The following is a 15538-nucleotide window of genomic DNA, read 5'->3' as shown; positions in this document are numbered from 1 at the left end:
AAAGCGTAAAATAACTTTTAAGAGAACGTACGTTTGGATGGTGATAATATGAAACATGAATTACTGGAAGGCTTAAACCCTGAACAGCAGAACGCTGTTAAGCATAATGAAGGACCATTACTTATCATGGCAGGGGCTGGCAGTGGGAAGACGCGTGTCTTGACACATCGTATTGCCTATTTAATCGGTGAAAAAGGTGTGCCACACTGGTCTATTCTGGCTATTACTTTTACGAATAAGGCTGCAAGGGAAATGAAGGACAGAGTCTCACGCATTATTGGTGGAGAAGCGGAAGATATGTGGATTTCTACTTTCCACTCCATGTGCGTTAGGATTCTGAGACGTGACATCGATCGCATCGGCTTTAATCGAAACTTCACAATATTGGATTCTACTGATCAAAAGTCTGTCATTAAACGTCTCGTGAAGGAAATGAACATCGACCCGAAAAAGTTTGATCCAAGGACGATCCTTGGAACGATTAGTTCTGCAAAAAACGAACTAAAAACACCTGAAGACTTTGGTAAAACAGCAAATGGTTATTACGAGGATACCGTTTATAACGTTTATAAAGCGTATCAAAGGGAGTTAAAGAAAAATCAAGCGCTGGATTTTGATGATTTAATTATGACGACAATTACGCTTTTTAAACAAGTGCCAGAAGTGCTTGAATACTATCAACGACGCTTTAGATACGTGATGGTGGACGAGTATCAGGATACGAACAGGGCACAATATGTGTTAGTTAACATGATCGCTGACCGTCATAAAAATATTTGCGTAGTCGGTGACTCAGACCAGTCTATTTATCGTTGGCGCGGGGCAGATATTAAAAATATTCTCTCATTTGAAAAAGATTATGAAAATGCGACTGTTGTTATGCTAGAACAAAATTACCGCTCAACGAAACGAATCCTTGAGGCGGCTAACAAAGTTATTGATCATAACAGCGGCCGCAAGCCAAAAAATTTATGGACTGAAAATATCGAAGGCGACAAGCTGACCTATTATGAAGCAGATAATGAACATGATGAAGCCCAATATGTAGTAGGGAAAGTAAAAGAGTACATTGATAACGGTACCTATAAAGCATCAGATGTAGCTGTTCTTTATCGAACGAATGCACAATCACGTGTTATTGAGGAATTGTTCGTGAAATCAAGTTTGCCCTACACCATTGTCGGTGGCACAAAATTCTATGATAGAAAAGAAATTAAAGATTTACTTGCATATCTAAGACTGGTAGCTAACCCTGATGACGATATTAGTTTTCGGAGAATCATTAACGTCCCGAAACGAGGAATTGGTAATACGACGCTCGATAAACTCCAAGCCTATGCGACACAGCATGATTTATCGTTGTTCCAAACAATTCAAGAAATCGAACAAGTTGGTTTAAGTGCTCGCTTTGCAAAAACATTGCATGAATTTGGAGAGCAGCTACACGGCTGGGTGCAAATGCAAGAATACTTGCCTGTCATGGAGTTAGTCGAAGAGCTACTCGAAAAGACTGGTTATCGCGACATGCTAAAAAATGATAAAAGCCTTGAATCAGAAGGCAGGCTAGAGAATATAAACGAATTTTTAACAGTGGCAAAAGAATTTGAAGAAACGAATGAAGATAAAACATTAATCGCCTTTTTAACAGATTTAGCGCTCATTGCTGACATTGACCAAGTGGATAATGATGATGCAACAGCAGATGAAAAAATTCTCCTTATGACGTTACATTCTGCAAAAGGACTGGAGTTCCCAGTTGTATTTCTTATCGGATTAGAGGAAGGTGTTTTTCCACATAGTCGTGCTTTGATGGAAGAAGTAGAAATGGAAGAGGAAAGGCGATTGGCTTACGTTGGAATCACACGGGCAGAAAGGTATCTCTATTTAAGCCGAGCGAGGATGCGGACATTATATGGTCGGACGAATATGAATCCCCCGTCCCGTTTCTTAAACGAAATTCCTAAGGATTTAATGGAAGGGACAGAGATACAATCGGCAGATCCACCATGGATGCGTCCTTCTCAAAGAACTAGTGCAATGGATACAGCAACCATACCTGAACGTAAAAAATCTGTCATTCGGCCACAAACAACGACAACCGCTGGTGCCACCTTTGAATGGCAAGTAGGGGATAAAGCGAACCATAAAAAGTGGGGACAAGGTACAGTCGTTAGTATAAAGGGGAACGGGGAAAATATTGAATTAGATATTGCGTTTCCGCAAGTAGGGGTTAAACGACTAGCAGCGAAGTTTGCTCCTATTACGAAAGGATAAGGTGGTGACTGATTATGGCTGTTGAAGATGTTAAAATACGTTTGGAAGAATTAACGACCTTATTAAATGATTATGCTTATCATTATTATGTTCTTGATAATCCTAAGGTGCCTGACGCAGAATATGATCGGCTGTTACGGGAATTAAGGACGCTTGAAGAGGCCAATCCAGAGCTGAAGCAGGCGGATTCTCCTACAGAGCGAGTAGGCGGCGAGCCGCTGGATGCATTTAAAAAGGTTCAGCACGATGTCCCGATGCTCAGCCTGTCTAACGCATTTAATGAGACAGAATTACGTGACTTTGCTCGGCGTGCACAGCAAGGGTTAGGCTACGAACCATCCTATATATGTGAACTTAAGATTGACGGCTTAGCTGTCAATCTTAAATATGAGAATGGCTTATTCGTCCAAGGGGCTACACGGGGAGATGGAACGACTGGGGAGGATATTACAAGTAATTTAAAAACAATTCCCTCCATTCCACTTAAATTAAAAGAGAACGTGACGATTGACGTCCGTGGTGAAGCGTTTATGCCGAAAAAATCGTTTAATCGTCTTAACGAAGCGAAAGAAAAAAATGGCGAGGCGTTATTTGCTAACCCACGAAACGCGGCGGCAGGGTCTCTTAGACAGCTAGATCCCAAAATAGCAGCGAAACGGAATTTAGACATTTTTATTTACTCTGTTGGTAAAGTAGAAAATAACGAACTCGATTCGCACCATGAAGCACTTTCCTACGTAAAAGAGCTAGGTTTTAAAACAAATAAAGAAACTCAATACTGCGAAACGATTGAGGAGGTTATTGCCTATTGTGATAGCTGGCTTGATAAACGAACTGAACTGGATTACGATATTGACGGTATTGTCATTAAAGTAGACCGGATTAGTGACCAGCAGAAGCTAGGATTCACAGCGAAAAGCCCACGGTGGGCCACTGCGTTTAAATTTCCAGCAGAAGAAGTGGTGACGACTTTGGAAGATATTGAATTAAGCGTTGGGCGTACAGGGGTTATTACACCGACTGCCATTTTAACTCCGGTATCTGTAGCTGGAACCACGGTAAAAAGAGCCTCCTTGCATAATGAAGACTTAATTCGTGAGCAAGATGTGAAAATTGGCGATAGAGTCACTATTAAAAAAGCGGGAGATATTATTCCGAAAGTGGTTAATGTATTGACAGAACAGCGAACGGGAAAAGAGAAAGAGTTTCACATGCCAACACAATGCCCTGAGTGTGAAAGTGAACTCGTCCGCATTGAAGGAGAAGTGGCACTTCGATGTGTGAACCCGAAATGTCCTGCGCAAATTCGCGAAGGTCTTATTCATTTCGTATCTCGTAATGCCATGAACATCGACGGACTTGGCGAAAAGGTCATTACACAACTTTTTGAACATGACTTAATTGAAGATGTAGCAGACCTTTATCGTTTAAAGCGAGAAGAACTTTTAGAGCTTGAACGTATGGGGGAAAAATCAGTTGATAACCTATTAGAAGCAATTGATAAGACACGGAATAACTCTTTGGAGAAACTGTTGTTTGGCCTCGGTATTCGTTACGTTGGAGCAAAAGCTGCCAAGACGTTAGCGATCACATTTGATACGGTGGATAATTTAATGAGTGCCTCTGTAGAAGAGTTAGAGGCGGTTGATGAAATCGGAGAAAAAATGGCGGATGCCATTAAAACTTATTTCGAACAAAAAGAAGTGATCGATCTCATTAACGAATTAAAAGAATTAGGTATTAACATGACCTATAATGGTCCAAAACCCCAAGCTGCTTCTGTTACATCTGACACCGTATTTTCTGGTAAGACCGTCGTCCTAACGGGTACGATGGAACGGATGACTCGTAATGAAGCAAAAGCTGAAGTAGAAGCTCAAGGGGGGAAAGTAACTGGAAGTGTGACGAGCAATACCAACCTCTTGGTCGCCGGTGAAAAAGCAGGATCAAAGTTAAGAAAAGCAGAGGATTTAGGGATAGAAGTGTGGGATGAAGAACGGTTTATAGCTGAACTAAACGGAGATAAATAGATAAAGCTAAGCTTCAATCAGTGGGCGTTTTCCTTTATCCCCAAACTAAACTTTTCGGCCTTCTTAAGTTTTGAGGTGGGGGTTTTACTGTCCCTACAGAGTGGATAAAAAATGACAAAAATATTGGCTAGACCGTTTGTCCTTTGTATGAGAAAATATGATGTAGATCATCAAAGTTGAGGCGATGACAGTCTGATTACGCCATAAACAAATGGCGGGGAGTGTGGAAGAATGAAGAAGAAATGGGGCGTGCTTAGTCTCGTATTTGTTATAACATTGACAGGGTGTATCCCTGGTTTAGAACGGGCAGAGGAAGATGTCATCATCGTAGAAGAAACAGAGGAAGAAGATGTAACAGAATATATTATTACACCGACGATCGAGTCACCGGATCACTTTTATCGCAACGTGCTTGTGGATGGCACGTATCAAAGAAGTGAAGCCAGAGGGACAACTGCCCATGCTATGAATAACCGAATTGACATTGATCAATTTGAACTCGGTCTAATGGAGATTGCCAGTAGTGTTTATGAGCAAGAAGGCTACTATTTTCAAGAAGGGTCTCATCTTTCTGGAGAGCTAATCAATTCTTGGCTGAGACGGTATGACGAAGATGATAATCCCGCGGGATTAAACCCTGCTCCAGGGTCTGGTGATTCTGAAGAAAAACGCCTTGCTGATAAGCCACTCATCATTTCGCATATAATGGAGCATAATTATTATACTGGTAATGATGAATCAGGTGTGAACTTAAGTGGTGTCGTGATCGGTATATCATTACGTTCTGTTTATTATTTCAGAACTGAAGATGAAGATGGTGGTTACTATTTTCATGAAAAAGAAGTAGATCCTAATGATGCTCTTGAGCATGGGGAAGAAGCGGCTCAAAAAATATTAGAGCGTCTTCGTGAAATGGAAGGGCTTGAAGACGTGCCAGTGACGATTGCTCTTTATAATGAAGAGGCAAGGGGATCCATTGTACCAGGTACCTTTGTTGCGATGGCTCAAGCTGGAAGTGGGGATGATTCACTTGGTAATTGGGAAGCTATAAATGAAGAGTTTATTACCTTTCCTTCGAGCCAAGCTCGTGAGGTACAACCAGGTCTTTCCGACAACTTTACTAAGTTTCGTCAAGATATAGAAACCTTTTTTGATACAAATGTCGGTGTTGTTGGAAAAGGACGATACAAAAATGACACCCTCCAAGAATTAAAGATAGAAATCAATCTTCAATCACATGGGAAAGCTGAAATTGTAGCGTTAACACAATTTTTAAGTGGAAAAGTAGAAAATACGTTCGGCAATAACGCACCTGTGTATATTTATGTAGAATCGGTGAACGGAGCAGAAGCTCTTATTGTTCAAATCCCTGAACAAGAGCCTTATATGCATGTTTACCGCTAAAGTTACAGAAGCATCTCCCAGTCACCGATGTGGCTGGGTTTTTTGAAGTAAATGTCCACCTTGACTGGCCTTCCTTTCGTCCTTTGCTTGAAACTAGTGAATTTGTCACGCTTCAAACTTGATTGCTTGAAGCGTGCTTCTTTGGTATGATCATACTATTGTGAGTCAGGATTTTAGCGATTATTCAAAGAATTTTGGAGGTGCTACGATGGAACGTATTACGAAAGACCAAGTCAAACATGTTGCCAATTTGGCGAGACTGGAATTTACAGAGAAAGAAATAGAGAGTTATGCGTACCAACTTGATGAAATTATTGCCTTTGCAGAACTTCTTAATGAGGTGGAGACAGACAATGTTGAGCCCACATCTCACGTGCTAGACGTTCGAAATGTTCTTCGCGAAGATGAGATGAAATCATCATTATCCAATGATGATGCACTAAAAAATGCCCCAGATCAAAAAGATGGCCAGTTTAAAGTGCCGTCAGTGCTTGAATAAGGAGGAACTCATATGACGTTGTTTGATCACACATTGCGGGAATTACATGAACGCCTACATAATAAAGAGCTAACCGTAACCGATCTAGTAAAAGCTTCATTTGACCGGATCACTGACATTGATGATAAAATCGGTGCTTTTCTTCGCTTAAATGAAGAAGCGGCATTAACTCAAGCCAAACAGTTAGATGAAAAATTAGCAAACGGTGACGTTGAGACCGAACAAGTCCTTTTCGGATTACCAATCGGTATTAAAGATAATATTGTGACAAAAGGTCTTGTTACAACATGTGGAAGTCAACTTCTTAATAAGTTTGATCCTTTGTACGACGCCACTGTCGTTGAAAAATTACAAGAAGTAGAGACAGTAACGGTCGGCAAATTAAACATGGATGAATTTGCCATGGGTTCATCAAATGAAAACTCCAGCTATAAACAAGTTAAAAATCCTTGGGATCTTACACGAGTACCCGGGGGTTCAAGTGGGGGTTCGGCAGCAGCCGTTGCCTCTGGAGAAGTACCATTTGCTCTAGGTTCGGATACAGGAGGTTCCATTAGACAGCCGGCCGCTTATTGCGGAGTTGTGGGACTTAAGCCGACATACGGACGTGTATCCCGCTATGGTCTCGTTGCATTTGCTTCCTCCCTCGATCAAATTGGCCCGCTCACAAATACGGTTGAAGATAGTGCCTATGTTCTTCAGCAAATTGCAGGTTATGACAAACGAGATTCCACGAGCGCTGATATAAATGTTCCTGATTTCTTAAAAGCTTTAACAGGTGATATTAAAGGCTTAAAAATTGGTGTTCCGAAAGAGTATCTTGGTGAAGGTGTCAACGAACAAGTAAAAGAAAAGGTAAAAGAAGCATTGGCTAAGCTGGAAGAGCTTGGCGCATCTTGGGAGGAAGTGTCTCTTCCTCATTCTAAATATGCCCTTGCCACTTATTATTTGTTAGCCTCATCAGAAGCTTCTGCAAACTTGGCCCGATTTGATGGCATTCGTTATGGCGATAGAAAACAAGCAGACGATTTATTATCAACTTATAAAAAGACACGAAGTGAAGGCTTCGGTGATGAAGTTAAGCGGCGGATCATGCTCGGAACCTTTGCGTTAAGTTCAGGATACTACGATGCGTACTATAAAAAAGCACAAAAAGTCAGAACACTCATTAAACAAGATTTTGAAGATTTGTTCTTGAATTATGATGTTCTTATTGGACCTACAGCACCGACAACGGCCTTTAAAATCGGTGAAAAAATGGACGACCCTTTAACCATGTACGCTAACGATATTTTAACGATACCGATGAATTTAGCAGGTGTCCCAGCCATTAGTGTCCCTTGTGGATTTAGTGATGGATTACCTATTGGACTGCAAATTATCGGGAAGCATTTTGATGAGGAAACGGTCTTAAAAGTGGCACATGCATTTGAGCAAGCAACAGATCATCATACATTAAAGCCGGAACTGTAAGGAGGGAGACAAGATATGAGTTATGAAACAGTGATAGGTTTAGAAGTCCATGTTGAATTAAAAACGAATTCTAAAATCTTTTGTAGCTGCTCCACAGAATTCGGAGCGCCACCTAATACGCACACATGTCCAGTTTGTTTAGGTCATCCCGGTGTCTTACCAGTGTTGAATAAGCAAGCTGTAGAATTTGCTATGAAAGCCTCGATGGCTTTAAACTGTGAAGTAGCTGAATTAACGAAATTTGACCGGAAGAACTATTTTTACCCGGACAACCCGAAAGCCTATCAAATTTCTCAATTCGATAAGCCAATTGGTGAAAATGGGTGGATAGATATTGAGGTTAATGGTGAAAAGAAGCGTATTGGCATTACGCGTCTTCATCTTGAAGAGGATGCAGGTAAACTTACGCATGTTGATGGGAAAGGGCATAGCCTTGTAGATTATAACCGAGTAGGAACACCGCTCGTTGAAATCGTGTCAGAGCCTGATATTCGTAGTCCGGAAGAAGCTTATGCCTACTTAGAAAAGTTAAAAGCTATCATGCAATATACGGAAGTATCAGACTGTAAGATGGAAGAAGGCTCCCTTCGTTGTGATGCTAATATTTCGTTACGTCCTGTGGGACAAAAGGAGTTTGGGACGAAAGCAGAGCTTAAAAATCTCAATTCGTTTACCCATGTTCAAAAAGGCCTGGAATATGAAGAGAAGCGTCAAGAGAAGGAACTTTCAAGTGGAGGCGAAATTCTTCAAGAAACAAGACGTTGGGACGAGGGACGGAAAAAAACGATTCTTATGCGTGTTAAAGAAGGGTCAGATGATTACAGGTACTTCCCTGAGCCAGATTTAGTCAATCTGTATATAAATGATGACTGGAAAGACAGCGTGAGAGCTTCCATTCCGGAATTACCTGATGCACGCCAACAAAGGTATATTAACGAATTAGGGTTGCCAGAATACGATGCAGGCGTCCTTACTCAACAAAAAGCCATGAGCGATTTCTTTGAGCAAGGATTAGCGTTAGACGGACCACCAAAGCAACTATCAAATTGGCTTATGGGTGAAGTAAGTGCTTATTTGAATCAAAACGGGAAAGACATTACCGACGTCCCAATGACCCCTGAATCTCTTGTGAAAATGATTCAGCTTATAGAAAAAGGGACGATTTCATCTAAGATTGCGAAAAAAGTGTTTAAAGAAATGATTGAACATGGTGGAGACCCAGAGAAAATCGTCAAGGATAAAGGGCTGGTCCAAATCAGTGATGAAGGAGAAATTCTTAATATGATCACTGAGACACTGGATAATAACCCTCAATCTATTGATGATTATAAGAATGGGAAAGATAAGGCGATTGGTTTCTTAGTAGGCCAAATTATGAAGGCTTCACGTGGAAAAGCCAATCCACAAGTCGTCAACAAACTCCTTACTGAAGAGATCAAAAAGCGTTAGAGATAAAGAGTAAGACAAGACTTCCGTTCTTACAGACGGGAGTCTTATTTTAACTCTCAATATGAGTGGAGATACGTTCATCAAGGTAATAATAAATACGTTTGAATCACTGAGGTTATGTTGAATCTCGTTTGTTTCGCCCACTAGTTTTAAAGAGAGAGTTGTTCATTGCACCATTCAACGCCACATATGATATACTCAAAAGCATGTTCAAAAAACTCTGCTGAAACAGTTCTATTTATCACAGATAACCGTCAGTATAACACCCGCCTCAAAATAGGAAGGAGAACGACACCTATTTAGGCAGGAAATAACGGACGTTGATATCCTGATTCACTTAAATTCCCACTGATTGTGAAGGGTTGTTTTAAAAAAAGCTAGGAAGAAGGTATGAAGGACTTATTATGAAAGACATGATTAAATGTTTAGTATTTATGATGGGGATGGTAGGAGGTATCATCTCAGTACTTATGGCGGTTATTTATATGACAGCTTTACTAATGCCAACAGACATGTCGCTTATGTCGTGGCAAGCCTTATGGATGTTGGCTATGGCCATATTTGTATGGCTTATTCCTGTTCAATTTATCGATTTACTGAAGCTTATTCCTATTCAACGGAGAATGAGAAGGATTGTCTATCCTCATCTTTTAACGGTTTTGCAAATAACCTCATTTACGTGCTATATGGTTGTTTTAAATAGTTGGCTAAAGAATGTTGCGTTTTCTAGTAAAGGCCTAATCATCCTTACATTCGTCATCATTTGTACAGCTCGTTTCTCTTACTACTGTTTAGTTTGTTATTTGAGAAAGCAAGCGATTGGTCGTGTGACAACGTCGCGTTAAAGTGAAAAATGTAAGACAGCATAAACGATGACGGCACTTATACTTATGATACATGTGGTGAGCGCCATCGTTTGTTGTGCTTCAGAAAAGTAGCTGCCTTTTTTCCACCAAACAAGAGCGAATAAGCTAATACCGAAAAAAGATATGATTAATGATCCCCATTCGTTTGAGGGAGTGTCAAATAACAACGATAAAACAAAATACGCTTGGTAACCGATAAGAAAGATAAATAGATAATCATAAGACCGTTTCATGTCAACCCCTCCCACCCTCTAATCATCCCAAAAATATACACGCTGTTCAATAGTAGGCTATGTCGAATATAGTAACATTACTGTCTATCAATGTATGTGGGGGCTTACCTCAGTTAGAAGTAAATGGCTGTTGGTACGTAAAATCACCCTTTCGTTTCTTTATCCTCTCCGTTTACATAAAAGTCATATCGTACAAGTGTTTAACTAGAAGTGTGCTTATAAACAGATTTCCCCTCAATAAATGTTTCTTTAACGGTCGTATAGACATCAAATGGATGGCCAGACCAAATGACAAAATCAGCATCTTTCCCTTTTTCAAGCGAACCTTTCATCGCTTCTATCGATAAATGACGGGCGGCTTGGCTAGTGAGGGCTTTTAAAGCTGTCACTTCACTAAGCCCATGCTTAATCGCGTGTGCAGCAGTAGTTGTTAAATAGTCAATGCCTACGACAGGATGATCGGTTGTGATAGAAAAAGGGACACCATGTTTTTCTAAGGCGACCATCGTATGGTACCCTTTGTCAGCTAACTCAACCTTGGAGCGTGTGGACATTGTAGGGCCAACTGAGACTTGAACACCGTGTTCAGCGAGCTTATCAGCAATGAGGTGGCCTTCTGTACAATGTTCAATCGTGACATTAATCTTAAATTCATCAGCGATTCTAATCGCGGTCATAATATCATCAGCACGATGGGCATGAGTACGAAGAGGGATTTCTTTTTTCAAAACGGGTAATAATTGCTCCATACGTAAATCTCGTTCTAAGATTTCCCCTTTCTCCTTGCGAAATTGATAATCACGTGCTTTCATAAGTGTCTGCCGCATCAGTGCTGCGATTCCCATTCGTGTAACTGGAGCCATTTTTTTACCGCTGTAGATTCGTTTTGGATTTTCCCCAAAAGCTCCCTTCATGCCAGAAGGGGACTTTACAATCATCTCATCAACAATGTGGCCGGCTGTCTTAAAAATAGCCATTTCTCCTCCGATAACATTGGCGCTGCCTGGCATAATCTGAACAGTGGTTACCCCGCTCTCTCTTGCATCTTGAAAGGCTCTTTCCATAGGATTAACACCATCAATTGCACGGATATGAGGAGTGACGGGTTCTGACGTTTCATTAAAGTCTCTCCCTTCTTCACCTCCCCCAGCCTTATGTACACCGAGATGCGTATGGACATCAATAAAACCGGGCGTTATATAGTCTCCATGGCAATCATAGATGGAGACATTTGGTGGGAGGTCAATCTCTTCTCCTACTTGAAGAATATGCTCATCCTCAATGAGCAACGTGCCTTTCACTATGTCATTTCCTAAACCATCTAATATGTGGGCATTAATATACGTCTGTAACATCCTATCACCCTTTCAAAATATCGTCTTTATTATCTTCAATTTCGACAATCAAAATAAAAATCCTTGTCATTTTCTAAAGAAAAAGGGGAATTCCTGACAGTTACTTACCTGTAACTTGGAACAAGCACACTTACATCTAGTTTTTCATAAAATAATAGGGTGATATGGATATAGAAGCTAGTGGTCCATCCTTAACAGCTAAATACGCATAAGACTAAAAAAGGAGTCTATTAAAAAATGGAGAAAAACAATGATTTTTACGATAAAATCTATAAAGCAGGTGGGCACAAAAAAATGTATGCTAAGCATTATCGACACAGCCCTTATCTGCAACTGTGGGAAAAGTCGATAGACATTCTAAAGAAGATGGAAGATCCTCGAATCATTGATATTGGATGTGGGGTTGGACAATATGCCAACTTATTATTTGACCATGAGCTTTTAGACTACAAGGGGATTGATTTTAGTGATGAAGCTATACGACTAGCCCAAATGACCAACAATCTTTATAAAGATAAATTCGAGGTTGATGACGCTTATACGTCCTCTATTTACGATGATGATTACAATACAGCTATTTTGTTTGAAGTGTTAGAACATTTGCAGGAAGATTTGCGTGTTTTAAGTAAATTAAGAGTGGGAACACATGTCATACTTTCTGTACCGAATTTTGATACGGTGAGTCATGTAAGATACTTTACGGGGGAAGATGATGTGAATAAAAGATATGAAGAACTCATAGCTTTTCAGGAAATTTACACATTCCCTCTTGCAGGGAGTTCTAAGCTATTTTTGGCCTATGGTATTAAAAATTAGTCAATGATGGCTACCCAATTTTAGTCACGTTTATATGCACTTACACATGTAGATGTCCAATTTGATCCCGCACATAAGGATACCTCTGATTTTTTTGAGTTTTAATCATTTTAAATTTATCAGAAGGTATCTTTAGTGTGGATAATGACAGTCATTTTGATAGGGGTAAAACATTAAACAGTTGAAAACAGTGAGCTCTAGCACTTTTATTTAGACAAATATAGAATGTAAAACTCGTGTTAAACAACTGCTTCTTCCAGTATGTCAAAAGTCTAAATGCTACAACGGTGAATAATTTAAAACGTATTTGAAGAAATGCCATCATTCAAAATAAGGTGTCAAAATCCAACTAGTGAATGTGTCCTTCACTTCAGACGGACGCTTTCTCGGGGGCTTGTCTTCAGCTAACGTTTGCTCGGTAATTCCTCGCAAAAGTGGAGCTTCAGACTGCGCTTTATCCTCCGGGAGTCGCCGTCATACCTTTCAGTCGCTTTTTTATTATCCGTATATTAAATAAAAATCACTAGATATGAGTCGTTTTATTGCTCATGAAACGTGTCATTGTGAAATTGATTTATGTAATAAAATAATAAGACTTTATTTAACGAAAGTCTTGTTCTACTTCATTAATCCCAAATGTTTGGACGGTCAATTCCCATTGTTCTCATATAATCTAACAGTTGACCAGTGTGAACAGATTCATGGTAAGCGATACGCAATAACATATCCCCAAGCGTTCTAACATATCCTACATCAGAACGGTCTATTCTTATAGTCTCAAAATCACTTACACTTATTGAGTTAATATATTCTAGGAAATTTTTACGATACGGTTGGGCAAATGCTAGCTCATTATCTACTGTTGTAAAATTTTTTTCTTTAAAAGGATTAGATAGGTTGGATAAACCTTTACTGCCTTTTCTTATAAGAATTTGGTGATAAAGATATTCACCTTCTAATACATGTCTAATCATGTCTGCGCAAGTAAGTGCCTCTCCGTCAGGTTTCCAGTTCAGCTTCTGTTCAGGTATCGCCTTCCAAACCTTTATCCCACTCTTAAGGGGCAGTAACCCCCCCACCTGAAAACTTAAGAAGATCGAAAAGTTAAGGTGGGGGATAAACTGCCCCTAAAGGTCCGATAAGTTAAACTAACAATCAGTGGGGGATGAAGGAAACCCCCACTGATTGAAGCTTAGCTTTATACTTCTACGTCTTACTTCTTCAAAGTTGAGCACTATTAAATCATTCATCGTCATTAAGTTGTCATCTCCCTTGTTGTAGTCATAATTAGAGAAGCACAATGTGGCTGATTAAAAATGACAAACACCTAGTGGATTACCATCTAAATCTTTAAATTCAAAAAAGGTCACACCGTCTTCAAAAATGATGTCACTACAAGCTAATGAATGCTCTTTCACTTTATAGTGTGTTTTTTCAATATCATCAGCGAAGAAATATAAAATAGGATGAGTCAAAGCGTCCTTGTTCACCGAGTTCTTTTCCATAAGGGTAATGGCGGTTTCTCCCACTTCCAACACAGTATAACGCTCATGACGTTCATGACTTTCAAACACAGAATTAAAGCCAAACACATTTTTGTACCAGCTGATGGCATCTTCTAAATTAGTGACTTGAAGGAAGACTGTGTCAATTCTTTTTACAACATTCATAAAAAACACCTCCTTAATTTTATTGAGCAGGGAATCATCTAATCGAAAAAGAAGACTGTTAATATTTAGCTATGATAGATTATTTGTTTATTCCAATCTTCTTATCATGAGAGAGCTTGAGCATTCACCATTATCTTAGTTTTTGTTTTAATATAGGCAAAACATTATAGGGGCATAATGAGAATTGAATTTTTAATAAAAAATTTGACATGTGAACAGGGTAGCGAAGAAAGGACACGAGTGAAGTTAAATAGTTGAGAGTCTGGACTGTAGTGTCACAGATGTCCTATGGTGTGAGACACGATAGATAATTATAGAATAAAAGCCAATTCGTAAGATGTCAAGAAAAGGGAGAGGCTTTTAGAATTCTGCTGATTACAGTAAGATTTACATAACTTTCACGAAAAATCGGTCTCATCCTTAGGGAAAGAGGCCGATTTTTACGTGATTTATCAAGATGATCAATCAATAGAATGTTAAATCAGGGGGAGATCGTTCGCTTCTTTCCCGCCTAAGTAATCGGTAATATAAGTTAACAGCTGTTGTGCCCTCACATCGTTTGTATGGTGCTCATGGATAAAATGATAGCCGTTCGTTGTGATTCGCGTTCTTTCAGCCTCATCTTCACTATAAAACATTGCCTTCTCAAAAAAATCTTCTGTATTACATGCCACAAAGTTTTCCTTATCCTTGAAGCCTAAATCCCATACGTCCTCATTAGGTTCTGCTAATAAAAGTGTTCGGCTACCAGGAGCTTCAAAGAATTTCATAACGGGATATTTGGGTGATCCTCCACAGGTGAAGAAGATGTGAGCCCGATTTAATTCTTGGGAAAATGTTTCGTTCACTAAAGCGATATCAGATGTGAGATTTCCCGGGTGTTTATTATACTTGAAGCCTTTTACATCTTTCATTTTTTTTAACACAGCTTCTCTGAATGGATATCGCCCTAAAGGTGGATGGGAGACTGTTCCGTCATTAACTAGTCCCATAAAAAGAAATTTGATGTCTTTGTTTAACTGCCAATCTTTTGTAACCTCAGGGTCAATAGAAAACGGCAACCATCTAAATTGTTTAGTGAATGTTGGAAAGGCTTTTAAAAATGGTGACTTTATAACAGAAAAAATAAGATCGATATTGTTTTGGTTAAAATATGCGAGGCGTTCTTGTTTATTAGCGTGGATATCAATTGAAAAGGCCCCGGTAGGAATCGTTACTTTATCTAAATCAGTAATATGAGGGGCAAAAACATGTCCCCATGAAGGGTCATAATGAAAAATAAAGTCCGGTTTTACAGGGATTTTTTTTAGAATGTCAAGAATACTACCGTCCTCATACCAATAATAAACATCTGTGAATTTTTCGAGACTCGTGATCGCTTTATATTTCTGGTTATGCTTTGGATAGGTGTTACCAAACTGTCTAATTAGCATTAATATTTTTGGATGATTCGTCATTAACATCACTCC

General features: G+C 39.5%; 13 protein-coding genes. 8 read left to right on the top strand and 5 right to left on the bottom strand.

Going from position 1 to position 15538, the window contains the following annotated elements; all coding sequences use genetic code 11:
• Nucleotides 1-48 precede the first annotated feature (48 nt).
• The 7 genes from pcrA to BK581_RS08595 all read left to right on the top strand — a co-directional run bounded on the left by pcrA (nt 49) and on the right by BK581_RS08595 (nt 9974).
• Entirely contained in the window at nt 49-2274 is a 2226-nt protein-coding gene (gene pcrA / locus BK581_RS08625; protein ID WP_078579898.1) for a DNA helicase PcrA, read from the top strand.
• 14 nt (nt 2275-2288) lie between these two features.
• Nucleotides 2289-4304 carry an NAD-dependent DNA ligase LigA gene (ligA, locus tag BK581_RS08620; RefSeq protein ID WP_078577788.1) on the top strand — a complete coding sequence of 672 codons (2016 nt, stop codon included), beginning with the start codon at nt 2289-2291 and terminating at the stop codon, nt 4302-4304.
• Between the two features lie 231 nt (nt 4305-4535).
• Nucleotides 4536-5708, top strand: coding sequence for a CamS family sex pheromone protein (locus BK581_RS08615; RefSeq protein WP_078577787.1), 1173 nt, complete (start codon nt 4536-4538; stop codon nt 5706-5708).
• Nucleotides 5709-5916: 208 nt separating this feature from the next.
• Entirely contained in the window at nt 5917-6207 is a 291-nt protein-coding gene (gene gatC / locus BK581_RS08610) for an Asp-tRNA(Asn)/Glu-tRNA(Gln) amidotransferase subunit GatC (protein WP_078577786.1), read from the top strand.
• A 12-nt stretch (nt 6208-6219) separates the two neighbouring features.
• A complete protein-coding gene (gene gatA / locus BK581_RS08605; protein WP_078577785.1) occupies nt 6220-7680 on the top strand; it encodes an Asp-tRNA(Asn)/Glu-tRNA(Gln) amidotransferase subunit GatA in 1461 nt (486 codons plus the stop codon).
• Between the two features lie 15 nt (nt 7681-7695).
• On the top strand, nt 7696-9129 hold the full coding sequence (gatB, locus tag BK581_RS08600) for an Asp-tRNA(Asn)/Glu-tRNA(Gln) amidotransferase subunit GatB (RefSeq protein ID WP_078577784.1): 1434 nt from the start codon (nt 7696-7698) through the stop codon (nt 9127-9129).
• A 404-nt stretch (nt 9130-9533) separates the two neighbouring features.
• A complete protein-coding gene (locus BK581_RS08595; RefSeq protein WP_078577783.1) occupies nt 9534-9974 on the top strand; it encodes a hypothetical protein in 441 nt (146 codons plus the stop codon).
• Here the strand turns inward: BK581_RS08595 and BK581_RS08590 are convergent.
• Nucleotides 9971-10228 carry a hypothetical protein gene (locus BK581_RS08590; protein ID WP_078577782.1) on the bottom strand — a complete coding sequence of 86 codons (258 nt, stop codon included), beginning with the start codon at nt 10226-10228 and terminating at the stop codon, nt 9971-9973. The genes BK581_RS08595 and BK581_RS08590 overlap by 4 nt on opposite strands.
• A 200-nt stretch (nt 10229-10428) precedes the next feature.
• Complete coding sequence (locus tag BK581_RS08585) at nt 10429-11583, bottom strand: amidohydrolase (protein WP_078577781.1); 1155 nt, start codon at nt 11581-11583, stop codon at nt 10429-10431.
• A gap of 237 nt (nt 11584-11820) precedes the next feature.
• Here BK581_RS08585 and BK581_RS08580 point away from each other — a divergent pair, with 237 nt between their 5' ends.
• Nucleotides 11821-12399 (top strand): class I SAM-dependent methyltransferase, encoded by a 579-nt coding sequence (locus BK581_RS08580; RefSeq protein ID WP_078577780.1) that lies wholly within the window; start codon nt 11821-11823, stop codon nt 12397-12399.
• A gap of 626 nt (nt 12400-13025) precedes the next feature.
• Here BK581_RS08580 and BK581_RS08575 read toward each other — a convergent pair.
• From BK581_RS08575 to BK581_RS08565, 3 genes are all read right to left on the bottom strand, one after another.
• Nucleotides 13026-13478, bottom strand: a complete 453-nt coding sequence (locus tag BK581_RS08575) for a DinB family protein (RefSeq protein ID WP_245828969.1) — start codon at nt 13476-13478, stop codon at nt 13026-13028.
• Nucleotides 13479-13709: 231 nt separating this feature from the next.
• Nucleotides 13710-14069, bottom strand: coding sequence for a VOC family protein (locus BK581_RS08570; protein ID WP_078577778.1), 360 nt, complete (start codon nt 14067-14069; stop codon nt 13710-13712).
• A 476-nt stretch (nt 14070-14545) separates the two neighbouring features.
• Complete coding sequence (locus BK581_RS08565; protein WP_078577777.1) at nt 14546-15526, bottom strand: glycosyltransferase; 981 nt, start codon at nt 15524-15526, stop codon at nt 14546-14548.
• Nucleotides 15527-15538: the final 12 nt, after the last annotated feature.

This window comes from Salipaludibacillus agaradhaerens, from assembly GCF_002019735.1.
In the GTDB taxonomy this organism is placed as follows: Bacteria; Bacillota; Bacilli; order Bacillales; family Salisediminibacteriaceae; genus Salipaludibacillus; species Salipaludibacillus agaradhaerens.
The sequence above is the reverse complement of the archived record's forward strand: the minus strand, read 5'-3'. Positions and strand labels throughout refer to the sequence as shown.

Coding starts and splice junctions, on each gene's coding strand:
- BK581_RS08580 (WP_078577780.1), top strand. CDS start 11,821: ATGGAGAAAAACAATGATTTTTACGATAAAATCTATAAAGCAGGTGGG.
- pcrA (WP_078579898.1), top strand. CDS start 49: ATGAAACATGAATTACTGGAAGGCTTAAACCCTGAACAGCAGAACGCT.
- gatB (WP_078577784.1), top strand. CDS start 7,696: ATGAGTTATGAAACAGTGATAGGTTTAGAAGTCCATGTTGAATTAAAA.
- ligA (WP_078577788.1), top strand. CDS start 2,289: ATGGCTGTTGAAGATGTTAAAATACGTTTGGAAGAATTAACGACCTTA.
- BK581_RS08590 (WP_078577782.1), bottom strand. CDS start 10,228: ATGAAACGGTCTTATGATTATCTATTTATCTTTCTTATCGGTTACCAA.
- BK581_RS08595 (WP_078577783.1), top strand. CDS start 9,534: ATGAAAGACATGATTAAATGTTTAGTATTTATGATGGGGATGGTAGGA.
- BK581_RS08565 (WP_078577777.1), bottom strand. CDS start 15,526: ATGACGAATCATCCAAAAATATTAATGCTAATTAGACAGTTTGGTAAC.
- gatC (WP_078577786.1), top strand. CDS start 5,917: ATGGAACGTATTACGAAAGACCAAGTCAAACATGTTGCCAATTTGGCG.
- BK581_RS08570 (WP_078577778.1), bottom strand. CDS start 14,069: ATGAATGTTGTAAAAAGAATTGACACAGTCTTCCTTCAAGTCACTAAT.
- BK581_RS08585 (WP_078577781.1), bottom strand. CDS start 11,583: ATGTTACAGACGTATATTAATGCCCACATATTAGATGGTTTAGGAAAT.
- gatA (WP_078577785.1), top strand. CDS start 6,220: ATGACGTTGTTTGATCACACATTGCGGGAATTACATGAACGCCTACAT.
- BK581_RS08615 (WP_078577787.1), top strand. CDS start 4,536: ATGAAGAAGAAATGGGGCGTGCTTAGTCTCGTATTTGTTATAACATTG.